Here is a 15,263-nt window from a genome sequence, read left to right on the forward strand (position 1 = left end):
GAAGATCGCCACCGCCGCGAGCGCCGAGCGCGACAGCGGAAATGCGATTCTCCAGAAGATTCCCCAGCGGCCGAGCCCGTCCATGCGCCCGGCTTCTTCCAGCTCGGTCGGAAGACCCAAGAAGAACTGACGCATGATGAAGATCGACAGCACCGCGGGCGCCCCGAAGATCGGGATCACGATGAGCGGCCAGTGCGTGTCGATCAGCCCCAAGCCGTTCACGAGACGAAACAGCGGAACGATCGTCACCTCACTGGGCACGAGGAGTCCGACCAGCACGATCAGGAACAGGGCGTTGGCGCCGGGAAAGCGAATCCGCGCGAATGCGTACCCGGCCATGGCCGCCACCAGCATGGTGCCGATCGTGACGATCGCGGCGATGTAGAGACTGTTCCAGTACTGCTGCGCGAACGGCTGCAGCTGAAACACCTCGCCGTACGCCGCGAAGCTGGGGTTCTCCGGCCAGAGCGTCGGAACCTTCCGCAGGATCTCGCTCATCGGCTTCAGGCTCGACGTCGCCATCCACCAGGTCGGGAAGATGAACGGGATGCTGATGACAGCCAGCAGGACTATGAGCCCGATCGACACCCACCGCCGCTTCGCTCGTGACGTTCCGGCGCGCACGCGACGAACGGGGGCGGAGGAGCCGGTCACGACAGCCGTGGTGTCGATGGGTTCGAGATCTTTCAGCGGGGCATCAGTTCTCATGGAACACCCACCTCTTTCGGGTCTGCCATTGGATGAGTGTGAGAATCAGCACGATGATGAACAGCAGCACTGAGATGCCGCTGGCATAGCCGAAGTCGTTGAAGCGGAACGCCTGCTGATACAGGTAGTACACGAGCACGGTCGTGGAGTTGCCGGGTCCGCCGCCGGTGAGCACGGCGATCTGCGCGAACACCTCGAGCGATCCGACGATCGTCAGAATCGACACGAGCAGGATCGTCGGGCTGATCATCGGCAGGGTGACCGAGCGGAAGCGCCGCCAGGCGCCAGCGCCGTCGATGCGGGCGGCTTCCATGATCTCCTCAGGCACGCCCTGCAGCGCGGCGAGGAACAGGATCATGTTCATGCCGACGTTCTTGAACACCTGCACGATGATCACCGACAGCATCGCCGTGAAGTCACCTCGCAGCCAGTTAGGCCCTTCGATGCCGATCAGCGAGAGGAATCCGTTGATGCCACCGTCTGCCTGAAGCAGAAAGCTCCACACGATCGTCCAGGCGACCAGCGACACGACGACGGGGGAGAAGAAGAACGCACGGAACGTGGTCGTGCCGGGCAGCTTCTGATTCAGCATCACGGCCAGCAGCAGCGCGAGGGTGATGTTCAACACCACCAGGCCGATCGAGAACCACAGGCTCACCAGCAGCGAGTTGTGCAGCCCCGGGTCGGCCAGCATCCGCTCATAATTCTCGGTGCCCGAGAATACGAAGGTGTTCGCCAGCACGTTCCAGTCGTGCAGCGAGAACCAGAACACCGCGATCAGCGGTGCGATGACGAAAGCGAGAGCACCGAGCACAGCCGGCGCGATCATTGTGTAGGCGACGACCCAGTCGCGCCGTGCCAGCGCGGTGGAGCGCGGGCGCCCGCCCGCGGGGCGGAGAGGACGCTTCTGTCCCCTCCGCCCCGCGGATTCGGCCGTCGCGCGAACGGCGGTGTCGGTCATACGGGCTCAGCCTTCCAGCAGCGGGGTGATTGTCGAGCAGGTGCTCTCCAGAACGGCTTCGACGTCGGCATCCGCCGTCCACAGCGCGTCGAGCTCTGCGCGAACCGTGTCCTGCAGCTTCGCGAAGTTGGCGTGCGTCGGCTTGGTCACGGCATCTTGAATGCCCTCGACCACGACCGCCTGCAGCTGCTCTTCCGACAGCTTGGGGTTCGCCGCCCCCAGCGTCTCGGCGGTCAGCAGTGACTCACGCGGCGGCGGGAAGTAAGTGGCGAGCTTCTCTGCGTTCTCCGGATTCGTGAAGTACGCGAGGAAGTCGGCGGCGACCTGCGGATTCGCGGCGTTCGCGAACACTCCGATGCCGGCCTGGCCGATCACGTTCTGCTGGCCTTCCGGCCCGCTCGGCAGCGGCACGATGTCCCACGCGAACGAGTCGTCGAGGGAAGAGGCGCGGCTGATCTGGGTGATCGTCATCGCGGCGTCGCCGGCGAAGAAGTCTGCTGTGACTCCGGGCCCGGGGATCGCGCCGTCGGTGAAGATCGCGTCATGGATCCACGTCATCGCCTCGACCATCTCGGGGTCGGCGAGGGTGCACTGCTGGCCGTCCTCACTCCAGGGCGCCGCATCCCAGCCGTTCCAGACCGACGACAGGTTCTCCCACGCCTGGTAGTCGAAATCGCGCACCACGAGGCCTTCTTTGCCCGACACTTCGGATGCCGCAGCAGACATGTCGCGCGCCGCATCGAAGTTCCACTCGCCCGAGGCGACGAGGTCGGCCGGGTTGGGCTGATCGGCGGCGCTGAGCTGATCGGTGTTGACGAACATGGCGAACGGGCTGTTCGAGAACGGGTACGCGAACAGGCCGTCGTCCTGCTGCCACAGCGCCAGCGACGAATCCAGCAGGTCGTCGTAGGCGTAGCCCTCGGTCTCTTTCAGCGTCGGGGCGATGTCGACGAGCGCACCGCTCTGCACGAACTCGGGTGCGTAGCTCTCGAGGATCCAGGCGAGATCGGGTGCGTTGCCTCCGGCGAGCTGGGTTGTGACGCTGGTCGTGTACTCCTCGAACGGGATCGGCTCGAAGGTGACCTCCGAGACGAGGTCGGGGTTCTCTGCGATGTACGCGTCGGCGATCTCCTGGAACATGGCCAGCTGTGTCTCATCCGCCGTCCAGACGGTCATGCGCAGCTCAACCGGACCGTCGGGCGTCTCTGCCTCGTTCGATCCGCTGCAACCGGTGAGGGTGAGGGCGACGGCTGCGATGCCGGCGCCGATGGCGAGCGGAGCGCGTCTGCGCGCTTTCGGGATGCTCATGGTGTCTCTCCTTTTCTGCTGTGTGGTCGTTCGGGTGTTCATTCGGGATGGTCGATCAGTAGGCATACACGCGTCCCTCTGGCCAGTGCCGCTCGACACCGGTCGCGTCGAGCTCGGCCTGGTACGCGGCGAGTCTGGCGGCATCGGCGTGCACCTCGTGCGGCGTCGTGCCCTCAGCCACGCACAGCGCGGCGAGATGACCGGCGGCCTCGCCGATGTTCCATTCGACGGGGTGCAGCCGGTAGCAGCCATTCGTGATGTGCGTCGTGCCGATGTTCTTGTTCGCCGCGAGCAGGTTGGTCACGCGCTGCGGGATCAGGGCGCCCAGGGGAATCTCGAACGGCGTGGACGCCACGTCGATATAGGTGTCGCCACCGGTGGAGGGGTGCAGGTCGATGCGGTACATGCCGACACCGACCGAGTCGTCGTACCGGGTCGCCCCGGCGTCGCCGCGAATCTCGTACGACACGTCGTTCTCGGTGATCGTGGTGAGGGCACGGATGCGGCGCGACTCGCGGTGGTAGGGAGCCTGGGCGAGACCGTCGTCTGAGCCCATGATGTCGGGGCGCAGACGCAGCCCCGGAAAGCCCGTGCCGCCATCGGGGCGGGGAGCCTCGGTCTGCATCCAGTACAGCATCGACTGACTCAGCTGGCGGGCCGCCGCGTAGTGCTCAAGCTCGACGTCGCGCGGTTCGTCGAGAACCGGCGCGAGGAAGTAGTCGATGCTCGGCCAGTTCACGAGGCAGATGTCGCTCTGGTAGAAGCCCGACTCGAACAGGTCGCGCGCGGCGATGCGGCGGAAGATCCACAGGTTCGAATCTCCGGCGTTGCGTGACTGGTCGGCGTCGACGGCGAGGGCGTCGTCCCCGGGGTTGGGGCCGAACTCTCGCGTGCTCAGTTCGAGCGTTCGCGGGTTCGGGGCCGTCCAGGACAGCATCCGCTCGCCCTGCCACGCGGAGGGCATGTACTCACGCCAGAAGTCGTAGTCCGCGGGTTTGGCGATCGTGTGACCGCCATCGACGTGCTCGACAGCGAAGCAGATGCTCAGCGCCTGGATGTTGGCCGGCTGCGCGACCTCGGGGGCGCTGGGCTCGCCGGTCTCGGCGCGCGACTCGAATCCGGTGACGTACTCGATGCCGGCCAGCGGCAGCAGCTCGCCGGTCTCGGTCGCATCGAGCACGTAGCCGGCGCGGACGGTGACGTCGTCTTCGCCGATCTCCGACGACAGCGTCACACTCGTGACCCGATCGCCTTCGGCGGTGGCGGCGACGGGCCGCCTGCGGGCGAGGAACCGGATGCGGCCGGTGGAGCGGTGCGGCGCCAGCATCTCCTCCAGCACGCCGACGGCGATGCGTGGCTCACTGCAGAGCTTCGATACCCAGCCCGCACCCGGGTTGAGCGCGTCGATCCGGCGGGCGTCATCGATCAGCGGGTAGCGGCGACGATACACATCGCGGATGCCGTCGCGCAGAGCCCGATAGCGGGCTGTGATGCCGAATTCCTCAACCCAGGGGTGCTCGTCCGGCGGCACGGCCTGCGAGGTCAGCTGCCCGCCGATCCATTCGTACTCCTCGGTCAGGATCACCTGCGCGCCCCGATCGGCAGCAGCCAGAGCGGCTGCGACGCCGCCGAGGCCGGCGCCGACAATCAAAACGTCGGTGGTCAGTTCACGCGTGGTCACGAATGTTTCCTTCTTTGATCTCAGTGGTGGTAGGTGCGGGTGCAAGGGATTCGCCGTCGATGTCGGGGCAGTCGAGCATCTGGTGATAGTCGGCATCGTCGAGGACGGGGGCGTTCTTCATCCGGCCTTCAGGCGACTTCGGTGTGCGCGATTCCTGGTCGACGATGCGCGAGAGCAGCACGAGCGCGCGTGCGCCCATCTCTTCGCGCGGAACCGCGAAGCCGGACCAGCGGCGCTCGCCCGGGCGGGGATGCAGCGGCTGACCGAGCAGGAGCATCGACACGTCCGCAGGAACTCGCAGCCCGCGCTGCTCGAGCGCGTCGGCGAGCTCTTCGGGATAGTTCTCGGGCGCGACGAGAATCGCCGTCAAACGACGCTCGGCGATCTCTTCCGCCGCCCCCGGCACATCGTGCACGTCGACGAAGCGCAGCGGCAGAGAGTGCGCGCGCATCGCCTGCCGGTAGCCCTCGACCCGGTCGAGCGTCGGCTGGTCGCTCGACTGCGGACCGGCGTATCCGATGCGAGTGTGTCCGAGTGCGATGAGACGCTCGACTTGCCGCGCGGTGGCTGATTCATAGTCCGCGCCGATGTACGGCAGCATCCGCCCTTCACTGACGCGCTTGCCGATGAAGACGAAGGGGTAGTTCGTATCGAGCAGATGCTGCAGTTCGCCGCGATCTTCGTGCTGGCCCAGCAGCAGGCATCCGTCGGCGATGCCGAGGCGCTGCCAGCCGTCACGGGCGAGCTGGCGGCGCCCGTCAACGACGCGAGCCGAGGTGAACAGCAGCATGTCGACGCCGAGCTGCTCAGCGGCATGCTCGATGCCGACGAGAAAAGCGCCGTAGAAGTCGCGGCCGCCGCGGGGGAAAGTCGCCTCATACGTGAAGACGCCGAGGATCTGATTGCGTCCGCCGGCCAGGCGCTGAGCGACCGGATTGGCCGAGTACCCGGTGATGTGAATCGCATCGAGCACCCGTTTGCGCGTCTCCTCTGAGATACGCACGCCGATGGGGGCGTTGCCGTTGAGCACGAAGCTCACGGTCGACTGGCTGACGCCGGCCATGACGGCGACATCGGCCTGGGTGAAACGGTGACGCGGCATCGATCCTCCTCGATCTGGCGCTCCGGTGATGCGAAAGCAGTCTCTGCTGTGCTCGCTCAGAGCGTCAAGGTGATAATGCGCATTATTTACGCGATGCGAGCAACAGTGCGCACAACGGCCAGAGGCTCGAGGCATCCGCAAATTCGTATTATCCGGGTCGGAGCACGCCACGCATGCAGGTGTGGCAACGCCTCTCTCGTCGTAGCCTGTAGTCATGTCGCATCTGGTGAGTGCACGAGAACTTTCTGATCTGATCGCTGCGGGCGCGCGTGTGCTCGATGTGCGCTGGCAGCTCGGCCGAGACGACGGGCGCGAGCAGTATCTCGAGGGCCACATCCCCGGAGCCGTCTACGTCGACCTGCCGACCGAGCTGTCTCGCCCCGGCCGCGCTGACGAGGGGCGGCATCCGCTCCCGACCACTCAGCAGCTGCAGGATGCCGCACGCAGCTGGTCGCTCGACCCCGGCGACGTGGTCGTGGCCTACGACGATGCCGGGGGAGCGGCGGCAGCCCGCGCCTGGTGGCTGCTGCGACAGGGCGGTGTGGACATTCGGGTGCTCGATGGAGGTTGGGCGGCTTGGCAGGCAGCGGGTGGCGACGTCGAAGCCGGATCGGTCGAGTTCTCCGCCGGCACCGTCACGCTCGACGACATCACACGCGGCACCCTCACGATCGACGAGGCGGCGGCATTCCCCGAGACCGGAGTGCTGCTCGACGTGCGCGCCCCCGAGCGCTTTCGAGGCGAGAGCGAGCCGCTCGACCCGGTCGCCGGACACATTCCGGGCGCCGTGAACCTGCCGACCACGACGCACCTCGCCCCTGACGGCACGCTGCGCGACCTCGACGAGGTGCGGCAGGCCTTCGCCGACGCGGGGGTCGCAGAAGGCACACCCGTGGCCGCGTACTGCGGCTCGGGCGTGACGGCCGCGCACACCGCGCTGGTGCTGGCCGAGCTCGGCATCGACGCGAAGGTGTTCCCCGGTTCGTGGAGTCAGTGGTCGAACACACCGGGCCGGCCGATAGCCACCGGCGCGTAGGAGCGGGGCCGCCGACCCGGGCGTTCATGCTCGCTGCCACGCGTAGACTGGAGGCATCATCCCGGAGAACCGAGGAATCGTCATGTCTGCCCCCGCCCGCACCCTCACCGTGCGTCATGTGCAGCTGCTGCGCGCCCTTTTCGCGGCCATCGCAGCGCTCATGATCACGTTCTCCCCCGACCACTCGGCGGCTGTCGGCTTCGCCGTGTTCGGTGGATTCGTGGCGATGAGCGCCGTCGCGCTCGTGCTCGGGGCCTGGCTCGCGGTGCCCGCCGGCTCGCGGTGGCCGTTCATTCTGCTCGCCGTCGTCGACCTGCTCGCCGGATTCTGCAGCAGTGTGCCCTCCTGGCGCACAGACGCGATGTTCTTCATCGTCGTTATCGTGTGGGCCGCGGCATCCGGGCTCATCGAACTGCTCGTCGGGTTGCGCGCTCGCCGCAGCGAGCCGGCCGCCAAAGACGCCATCACGATCGGCGCGCTGGGGCTGATCCTGGCGCTGGTGCTGCTGGTCATCCCGGTCGGCTACAACCTGTCGTACTCCGTCGAGGGGGCGGGCGAGCTGACGCTCACCGGCATCATCCTCGCGGTCGGCATGTTCGGCGGCTACGCCGCGATCGTCGCCGTCTTCCTCGCGATCGCCGGATTCTCACCGCGCCGCGTCGCGGCATCGAACCACAACACGACGCCGGATGCCGCTTCGAGCGCGGCCGTCGAGACAGGAGGAGCCACGTGAGCGACAAGGCCAAGCGTCGAGAGCTGCTGCGCCCGCTGCACCTGCTCGGCATCGCCCTCATCTGCGGCATCTTCGCCGCCGTCGTGACGCTGGTATCGACCGGCGCATTCACCTCGCGTGTCAACATCGCGATCGCCAACGGCACGTACGACGGTCTCACCCCCGTCATGCTCGGACTCGTCGTCGGCGGCGGCGCGTTCATCGTGACGTTGCTGATCATGTCGATGCTCATCCTCGCGGTCGACCCTCGCGAGTACCAGAACACGACGATCGAGCGTCCCGTGCTGTACGACGAAGAAGCAGACGGCGACGCGTCGTCGGATGCTGCGCCCGCAGACACCGCATCCGACGAGGAAGACGGCACCGGCCCCGCGGCATCCTGACGGGGAAAGCCCGCCGCGCGCTTACTTCGCGAGGCGCTCGGCGATACCCGTGTACGTCGCGGGCGTGAGCGCGAGCAGACGCTGCTTCGCGGCCTCCCCGATCTCGAGGCCCGCCACGAACTCGGCCAGCTCGGCGGCTCCGACACGATGACCGCGCGTGAGCTCTTTCAGCAGCGCGTACGGGTCGCTGATCGTCGAGCGGCCCGCGGTGACCTCCGCGCGGATGACGGTCTGGATCGCCTCCGCGAGGACCTCCCAGTTGTGGTCGAGGTCATCCAGCAACACGTCGCGGGCGAGTGAGATCTCCCCGAGCCCCCGGCGCAGGTTGTCGAGCGCGAGCAGCGAGTGCCCGAACGCGACGCCGATGTTGCGCTGCGTGGTCGAATCGGTCAGATCGCGCTGCAGGCGCGAGGTGACCAGCGTCTGCGACAGCGTGGCGAGCAGCCCGCCGGAGATCTCGAGGTTCGCCTCGGCGTTCTCGAAGCGGATCGGGTTGATCTTGTGCGGCATGGTCGACGAGCCCGTGGCACCGGCGACCGGGATCTGCGTGAAGTAGCCGCTCGAGATGTAGGTCCAGATGTCGGTGGCGAGGTTGTGCAGGATGCCGCCGGCATGACGCACCCGGTCATACAGTTCGACCTGCCAGTCGTGCGATTCGATCTGGGTGGTGAGCAGGTTGAAGCCCAGCCCCAGGCCCTCGACGTATTCGCGAGAGATCGCCGGCCAGTCGGCATCCGGGTCGGCGGAGAGATGCGCCGACCATGTTCCGGTCGCGCCCGAGAACTTCGCCAGGTAGTCGGATGCCGCGATCTGCGCGCGCACGCGCTCCAGGCGCCACGCGAACACGGCGAGCTCTTTGCCCATGGTCGATGGCGTCGCGGGCTGGCCGTGCGTGCGGCTGAGCATCGCCGCATCCGCATGCACTTCGCCGAGTTCGCGCAACTTCGCGATCACGGCATCCAGCGCCGGCAACCAGACGCTCTCGACCGCGCGCTTGACCGTCAACGCATACGAGACGGAGTTGATGTCTTCGCTCGTGCACGCGAAGTGGGTGAGCTCGGCGATCGCATCCAGGCCCAGGGTCGACAGACGATCGCGCACGAGGTACTCGACCGCCTTGACGTCGTGGCGGGTCACGGCCTCTTTCTCGGCGAGCCAGTCGATCTCGGCCTGGCCGAAGTCGCGGTAGAGCGAGCGGAGCTTCTCTTTGACATCGTCGGCGAGCGGTGCGGTCTCGAACAATGATCGGTCGGTCAGCGTGATCAACCACTCGACCTCGGCCTCGACGCGAGCCCGGTTGAGCCCCGCCTCAGACAGATAGTCGCCCAGCGACGAGACGGCGGCGCGGTATCGCCCATCGAGAGGACTCAGCGGCTGGACGGGGAAAGCGTTCGGGGAAGTCAGGGGAATCCTCCTGATCGGGCCCTCAGAGTCGGGGCGGGATGCGGCTGGGACGCAGGGCAGGTTCGAGCTGTCGAAACAGGCCCCGGGTCGCGGTCTCAATCATAGCGAGCACGTAATCGAACGTTGCGGTGTCGGCGTAGTACGGGTCGGGGACGTCCATACTGTCGGCGTCGCGGTCGAACGACATCAACAGAGTGACCTTGCCCTCTTCGTCGTCGGTGCGGGCCCACTCCCGCAGAATGCGCTCGTGCGTACGATCGAGCGCCACCACGAGATCGTTCTCGGCGAAGGTGGCCGCGGTGAAGGGCCGCGCACGGTGCAGCGAGCCGTCATAGCCGCGCGACTCGAGTGCGTCGAGCGTTCGCTGGTCGGCACGCTCGCCGACGTGCCACTCGCCGGTGCTCGCGCTGGATGAGATGAGGCGCGAGCCCAGTCCCTGCTTGTCTGCGAGGTCGCGGAGGACCACCTCTGCCATGGGTGAGCGGCAGATGTTGCCCGTGCATACGAAGATGACGCGGAAGGGTTCCGACGAGGTCACGCGTCCATTCTGCATGCCAGAGCACATCTTGCACAGTCGAGATGTGCTTGTTCTGCACCGATCTGAACGACGCGCAGCTATCCACGGATCGGGCTTTCCAGGCGATGGCCGCCGGGAGCGGGCGAGCAGGGTGGATGCATGTTCAACATCGACTCTGCCGGGGTGTGGACCTCGGACAACCTGTGGGCCTGGTACGCGGCACGACAGTCCGTCTCTGAGGCGATCAGCGCGCTGGAAGACGCCGGTGTCGGGCTCGTTCCGCTGATCGACGCGAGCAACTGGCAAGCCGACGGGGTGCGGGCTCTGCACGAGCAGCTTCAGACGTTCAAAGACCGCACGGCGGCAGAGAGTGGTCAGCTCAGCAGCCGTAAGTGGGAGATCGAGGCGGCGGCAGGCGCATGAGCGACGACATCAACATCACACACGGCGGCGCGATCGAGGTCGACCCAGAGGCGCTGCGCGCCGTGGCGAACGGCATCCGACGCCTGGCGCCGAAGTATGCCGATGCGGTCACGGCCATCCGCTCGGCGTACTGGGTCATCATCAACGAGCCCGGCTTCAGCAGCCGCGTCGACACCGTCGCATTGTCTGCCGGGGGCGATCGCGTGCAGGCGCTCCACGATGAATGCGTGGAGACGGCCGAGAACACGCTGCTGATGGCAGACGTGTATGAGCTTGTCGAACGCAAAGTCGAACTCGCCGGGCTGGCGGTTCAAGGACAGGCGGCGCCGGATTCGCTGCTCGACAGGATCACCGAGCTCGAAGAGTCCGACCCGCGTGTGACGGTGATGGAGCAGCTGCTGATCGCGCACTGGAAGCAGGGTGAGGCGCACCAGCTGCTTCCCGACGAGTTCCCCTACATGGGCTCGCTCTGGGGAGCGGTGCTGCTGGGGCTGACGACGCTCGTCGGCAAGACGCGCCTCGGCGTCCTGCCGCCGGGCACGAAGCTCTCGGGCAGCGGCGGGCCCGTGTCGGTCACACCCGGGCGGGTGGCGGCGCCCGCCGGACCTCCGAACGGGCTCGCCGAGGCTCTTCGACGGTTTCCCGACGGCGACGGCGCTCAGCTCAAAGTCGAGAAGTACACGATGGCCGACGGCTCGAAGAAGTTCGTCGTCTACTCGAAAGGCACGCAGCTCACGTTGGATCGCGATGAACCGTTCGACCCGGTGAGATCCAACGGCGACCTCTATCTGGAGCGAACGGAGTCGGCGTCGTATGCCGCGATGGAGGAGGCGTTGAAGGCCGCTGGCGCCGAACCGGGCGACGAGGTGCACATCTATGCGCATTCACAGGCGGCGATGAACGCCGGGTACTTCGCGACGCAGAGCGAGTTCGATGTGCCGGTGGTGGTGACCGCCGGCAGCCCGACGACATTCGCCGTGGGTGACGACCAGCTGCTCATTCAACTGCTGCACGACGATGACTTCGTGACGCGCCTTGCCGGTGGGGGACTGCCGAGCGGCACAGGGGCGCCCGAAAGCGTCATCATCAGCCGTGACGCCGACCCCCTTGACTGGCCCGGAGGAGAACACCAGATGGAGAACTACGTCGAGACGGCCGAGATCGCGGATGAGTCCGGCGATGTGCGCCTGGAGGCATGGCATGACAAGACGGGAAAGCTGTCGGAGGCCGTCTCCGTCGAATCGACGGAGTATGTGGCGCGGCGCGAGTGAGCCTCAGCGGCGCTGTTTCTTCTGCGGGCGCAGGATGCCGCCGAACACCGCGTTGATGATCGAGATGATGATCGCGGCGAGCACGCCCCACCAGAAGTGGCCCACCGACAGACCCCACCCGAAGCCGGAGGTGATCCACGCCGTCAGCCACAGCAGGAACCCGTTGATCACGAAGCCGATGAGCCCGAGCGTGAGGATGTAGAGGGGGAAGGCGACGATCTTGATGACCGTGCCGATGATCGTGTTCACGAGGGCGAAGATCGCGCCGACCGCGAGCAGCGTGAGAACGAACTGCAGCGTCTCGCCGGGGGCGAACGCCGTGATGTCGACCTGAAGCGCAGGGATCAACGACACCACCCACAGGGCGAAGGCGTTGACGACGACTCGGATGATGAAGCGCATGGTGCATCCAGTGTCGCACGACGTCGAGTCTTTGGGTTAGCAGGTGCTGGTGTGCTCAGCGGATGCGTGCGCGAAACGCCGCGGCGATCTCGTCGAGGTCGATCTCGCCCTGTGCCGTGGCCAGCACGAGATCGAACGCCTCGTCGTTCGTGAACGCGAGCTCGAATCCGTTGAGCCGGACGAAGATGAATGACAGAAAGAGCGAGAGTCGCTTGTTGCCGTCGAACAGCGCGCGATTCTGCGCCAGCGAGCTGATGAGGGCAGCCGCCTTGTGCTCGAATGTCGGGTAGGCGTCGACGCCGAACATGCTTGCAGACGGTCTCGCCAGCGCGGAGAACAGGAGTCCTGCATCGCGGACATGCAGACCCAGTTTCGCGATGACGGCGAGTGCCTGCTCCGGTTCGATGTACTCGGTCATGCGTGGCCAGGTCGTTATGCGTCTTCGAGGCGTGTGATGGTCTCGGCGTAACGGGTAGAAATCTCATCAGCGATGTCGAGCACCCGAGCGGTCTTGGATTCGGCGTCGGCGAAACGCGTCGCCGCCTCGATCAGAACCGCGTGCTTCGAGATGTGGCGTTCGCGCGCGATGGCATCGATGCGGGCATCGAGCTCTTCAGGAAGTCGCACATTCATCGCCATACCAAAATGGTACCACTCAGACCTCTCGGCGTCGGAGGCGAACGCTCGTAGACTCAAGATCGTGACTGAGTCGATTCTTCCCCGCATCCGTCCGGAGATCGCCGCCCTTGCGCCGTACAAGCAGGGAAAGCAGGCGGGCCCTGATGCGTTCAAACTCTCCAGCAACGAGAACCCCTTCGAGCCGTTGCCCTCGGTCGTTGATGCACTGGCGCAAGCGACCCCGATGAACCGTTACCCCGACGCCACGGCCGCCCGGCTGCGCGAGCGGCTGGGCGGGCGCCACGGTGTCACGGCTGATCAGGTGCATGTCGCCAGCGGCAGCGTGGCGATCTTGTACCAACTGGTGCAGGCCGTGGCATCCGTCGGCGATGAGGTCGTCTACGCCTGGCGCTCCTTCGAGGCCTACCCGGGGCTGCCGCTCGTCGCCGGGGCGACGGGCGTGCAGGTTCCGCTGACCGCCGATGCCCGTCACGATCTCGACGCGATGGCGGATGCCGTCACAGCGCGCACGCGCGCGATCATTCTGTGCACGCCCAACAACCCCACTGGCCCGATCATCACGGCCGCCGAGTTCGACGCCTTCATCACGCGCGTCCCCGCCGACGTGCTGGTCATTCTCGACGAGGCATATGCCGAGTTCGTCACGGCAGAAGACGCCATCGATGGGCTTGCCGCGCGGGTCTATGAGGCGCATCCGAACGTCGTCGTGCTGCGCACCTTCTCGAAGGCATACGGCCTTGCCGGACTCCGCGTCGGATACGCCATCGGACACACCACGGTGCTGAACGCCGCACGGGCGACCGCTGTGCCACTGTCGGTCACCGCCGCCGCTGAGACTGCAGCGATCGCCAGCCTCGATGCCGAGGCCGAGCTCATGCAGCGCGTCGCCGTGATCGTCGAGCGTCGAACCACGCTGCGCGCCGCTCTCCGCGCTCAGGGCTGGGACGTCCCCGAGACCCAGTCGAACTTCGTGTGGCTTCCCACCGGCGAGCACACCGATCGGGTCGTCGAGGCGTTCGTGGCGGCCGACATCGTCGTCCGCCCGTTCTCGGGTGACGGCATCCGTATATCCGTCGGTGAGCATGAATCCGTGGAGAAGGTCCTACAGGTTGCAGAATCCGTTGTGCAGACCCTCCAGCTTTCCCAGCCCGAGCTCGGATAGCGTGGAACGGTGACCTTTCCGGAAAACGATCTCGTCCGCATTCTGGAAGCGGATGGCCGTTTCGCGCCGAGTCCTGCCGCCGAGAAGTATCTGTCGCTGATCGATGCGATCAGCGACGCCGAGCTCGAGCAGTTCTACCGCGACATGGTCATCATCCGTGCCGTCGACAACCAGGCGACCAACCTGCAGCGGCAGGGGCAGCTCGCGCTGTGGCCACCCAGCCGTGGGCAAGAGGCGGCTCAGGTCGGCTCGGCCCGAGCCGCCCGTCCACAGGACACGCTGTTCCCGTCGTACCGTGAGCACGCCGTCACGCGCATTCGCGGCGTCGATCCCATCGGCATCATCAAGCTCATGCGCGGCATCTCGCATGGCGGCTGGGATCCGGCCGATCCGAAGAACGGCAACACGCGGCTGTACACGCTTGTGCTCGGCTCGCAGACGCTGCACGCCACCGGCTACGCGATGGGCCTGAACTTCGACGGCAAGAGCGGCACGGGCGACCCCGAACGCGATGAGGCCGTGATCGTCTACTACGGTGACGGAGCCTCCAGTCAGGGCGACGTGCACGAGGCCATGGTGTTCGCCGCGAGCTACCAGGCCCCGACCGTCTTCTTCCTGCAGAACAACCAGTGGGCGATCTCGGTTCCGGTCTCGACGCAGACGCGCGTTCCGTTCGCTCAGCGCAGCGCGGGCTACGGCATCGACAGCGTCCGCGTCGACGGCAACGACGTGCTCGCCAGCTACGCGGTTTCGAGGGTGGCCCTCGACGATGCCCGTTCCGGCCAGGGCCCGCGTGCGATCGAGGCCGACACCTACCGGCTCGGCGCGCACACCACGAGCGACGACCCGACCAAGTATCGCGGCAGCGATGAAGAAGAGGCGTGGGCGCTTCGCGACCCCATCATCCGCATGCGTGCCTTCCTCGAGGGCAAGGGTGCTGCGCAGGCGCTCTTCGATGACGTGGATGCCGAAGCCGCCGACGTTGCAGAAGACCTGCGCGTTCGCACGCTGGCCCTCGAATCACCGCCCGCCGACAAGATCTTCAACCACGTCTATAGCGAACCGCATCCGCTCATGGACGAGCAGCGCGCCTGGCGCGCGCAGTACGAAGCATCCTTCGACCAGCCGGGAGCGCACGCATGACTCTTGAGGCGATGCCCTTCAGCCGGGCGCTGAACGCGGGCCTGCGCAAGGCGATGGAAGACGACTCGCGCGTGCTTCTCATGGGTGAGGACATCGGCAAGCTCGGCGGTGTGTTCCGCATCACCGAGCATCTGCAGCGCGACTTCGGCGAGAAGCGCGTGCTCGACACGCCGCTGGCCGAATCAGGGATCGTCGGCACGGCGATCGGGCTGGCGATGGCCGGATTCCGCCCCGTGATCGAGATTCAATTCGACGGGTTCGTGTTTCCCGCGTTCGACCAGATCACCACGCAGCTGGCGAAGCTCACCAACCGGCACGAGGGTGCGTTGTCGATGCCGATCGTGATTCGCATCCCCTACGGCGGCCACATCGGTGCCGTCGAGCACCACC

The 15,263-nt window shown here is 66.4% G+C and carries 17 protein-coding genes and 1 pseudogene; 8 read left to right on the plus strand and 10 right to left on the minus strand.

Annotated features, from left to right (window positions below):
* The 5 genes from Q1J95_RS08865 to Q1J95_RS08885 all read right to left on the minus strand — a co-directional run.
* On the minus strand, positions 1–708 hold a 708-nt coding region (locus Q1J95_RS08865; RefSeq protein WP_300267148.1), incomplete at its 3' end, for a carbohydrate ABC transporter permease.
* Complete coding sequence (locus tag Q1J95_RS08870; RefSeq protein ID WP_300267150.1) at positions 698–1,669, minus strand: carbohydrate ABC transporter permease; 972 nt, start codon at positions 1,667–1,669, stop codon at positions 698–700. The genes Q1J95_RS08870 and Q1J95_RS08865, both read right to left, overlap by 11 nt.
* 6 nt (positions 1,670–1,675) lie before the next feature.
* Positions 1,676–2,977, minus strand: a complete 1,302-nt coding sequence (locus Q1J95_RS08875; protein WP_300267152.1) for a sugar ABC transporter substrate-binding protein — start codon at positions 2,975–2,977, stop codon at positions 1,676–1,678.
* Positions 2,978–3,032: 55 nt separating this feature from the next.
* A complete protein-coding gene (locus Q1J95_RS08880; protein WP_300267154.1) occupies positions 3,033–4,658 on the minus strand; it encodes an FAD-dependent oxidoreductase in 1,626 nt (541 codons plus the stop codon).
* Positions 4,645–5,760, minus strand: coding sequence for a LacI family DNA-binding transcriptional regulator (locus Q1J95_RS08885; protein WP_300267155.1), 1,116 nt, complete (start codon positions 5,758–5,760; stop codon positions 4,645–4,647). Before Q1J95_RS08885 ends, Q1J95_RS08880 begins: the two co-directional genes overlap by 14 nt.
* A 214-nt stretch (positions 5,761–5,974) precedes the next feature.
* Between Q1J95_RS08885 and Q1J95_RS08890 the strand changes: the two genes are divergently transcribed.
* From Q1J95_RS08890 to Q1J95_RS08900, 3 genes are all read left to right on the plus strand, one after another.
* Positions 5,975–6,796, plus strand: coding sequence for a sulfurtransferase (locus Q1J95_RS08890; protein WP_300267156.1), 822 nt, complete (start codon positions 5,975–5,977; stop codon positions 6,794–6,796).
* 82 nt (positions 6,797–6,878) lie between these two features.
* On the plus strand, positions 6,879–7,529 hold the full coding sequence (locus tag Q1J95_RS08895; protein ID WP_300267158.1) for an acyl-CoA synthetase: 651 nt from the start codon (positions 6,879–6,881) through the stop codon (positions 7,527–7,529).
* Positions 7,526–7,912: a hypothetical protein gene (locus Q1J95_RS08900; RefSeq protein ID WP_300267159.1), complete on the plus strand. Its 387-nt coding sequence runs from the start codon at positions 7,526–7,528 to the stop codon at positions 7,910–7,912. The genes Q1J95_RS08895 and Q1J95_RS08900 overlap by 4 nt, the downstream gene beginning before the upstream one ends.
* A 21-nt stretch (positions 7,913–7,933) precedes the next feature.
* Here the strand turns inward: Q1J95_RS08900 and purB are convergent, their stop codons facing one another.
* A complete protein-coding gene (gene purB, locus Q1J95_RS08905) occupies positions 7,934–9,316 on the minus strand; it encodes an adenylosuccinate lyase (protein WP_300267168.1) in 1,383 nt (460 codons plus the stop codon).
* A 22-nt stretch (positions 9,317–9,338) separates the two neighbouring features.
* Positions 9,339–9,854 carry a low molecular weight protein-tyrosine-phosphatase gene (locus Q1J95_RS08910; protein WP_300267160.1) on the minus strand — a complete coding sequence of 172 codons (516 nt, stop codon included), beginning with the start codon at positions 9,852–9,854 and terminating at the stop codon, positions 9,339–9,341.
* A gap of 138 nt (positions 9,855–9,992) precedes the next feature.
* Here Q1J95_RS08910 and Q1J95_RS08915 point away from each other — a divergent pair, with 138 nt between their 5' ends.
* On the plus strand, positions 9,993–10,256 hold the full coding sequence (locus tag Q1J95_RS08915) for a hypothetical protein (RefSeq protein ID WP_300267161.1): 264 nt from the start codon (positions 9,993–9,995) through the stop codon (positions 10,254–10,256).
* Positions 10,253–11,527 (plus strand): hypothetical protein, encoded by a 1,275-nt coding sequence (locus Q1J95_RS08920; RefSeq protein WP_300267162.1) that lies wholly within the window; start codon positions 10,253–10,255, stop codon positions 11,525–11,527. The genes Q1J95_RS08915 and Q1J95_RS08920 overlap by 4 nt, the downstream gene beginning before the upstream one ends.
* 3 nt (positions 11,528–11,530) lie before the next feature.
* On the opposite strand, the gene Q1J95_RS08925 is transcribed toward Q1J95_RS08920, so the two are convergent.
* From Q1J95_RS08925 to Q1J95_RS08935, 3 genes are read right to left on the minus strand one after another with little or no spacing between them, the layout of a single operon-like run.
* The gene (locus tag Q1J95_RS08925) at positions 11,531–11,929 is read right to left on the minus strand and encodes a phage holin family protein (protein ID WP_300267163.1); all 399 of its coding nucleotides are present in this window, start codon (positions 11,927–11,929) and stop codon (positions 11,531–11,533) included.
* Positions 11,930–11,984: 55 nt separating this feature from the next.
* A complete protein-coding gene (locus tag Q1J95_RS08930) occupies positions 11,985–12,347 on the minus strand; it encodes a type II toxin-antitoxin system death-on-curing family toxin (RefSeq protein ID WP_300267164.1) in 363 nt (120 codons plus the stop codon).
* Between the two features lie 14 nt (positions 12,348–12,361).
* Positions 12,362–12,568, minus strand: a complete 207-nt coding sequence (locus Q1J95_RS08935) for a ribbon-helix-helix protein, CopG family (RefSeq protein ID WP_300267165.1) — start codon at positions 12,566–12,568, stop codon at positions 12,362–12,364.
* A gap of 61 nt (positions 12,569–12,629) precedes the next feature.
* Between Q1J95_RS08935 and Q1J95_RS08940 the strand changes: the two genes are divergently transcribed.
* The 3 genes and pseudogenes from Q1J95_RS08940 to Q1J95_RS08950 all read left to right on the plus strand — a co-directional run.
* The gene (locus tag Q1J95_RS08940) at positions 12,630–13,730 is read left to right on the plus strand and encodes a histidinol-phosphate transaminase (RefSeq protein ID WP_300267166.1); all 1,101 of its coding nucleotides are present in this window, start codon (positions 12,630–12,632) and stop codon (positions 13,728–13,730) included.
* Positions 13,731–13,739: 9 nt separating this feature from the next.
* Entirely contained in the window at positions 13,740–14,873 is a 1,134-nt protein-coding gene (locus tag Q1J95_RS08945) for a thiamine pyrophosphate-dependent dehydrogenase E1 component subunit alpha (RefSeq protein WP_300267167.1), read from the plus strand.
* Positions 14,870–15,263, plus strand: a pseudogene (locus Q1J95_RS08950) (alpha-ketoacid dehydrogenase subunit beta); the annotation flags it as partial. The gene Q1J95_RS08945 and the pseudogene Q1J95_RS08950, both read left to right, overlap by 4 nt.

It is taken from the genome of Microbacterium sp. (assembly GCF_029263575.1).
Taxonomy (GTDB): domain Bacteria; phylum Actinomycetota; class Actinomycetes; order Actinomycetales; family Microbacteriaceae; genus Microbacterium.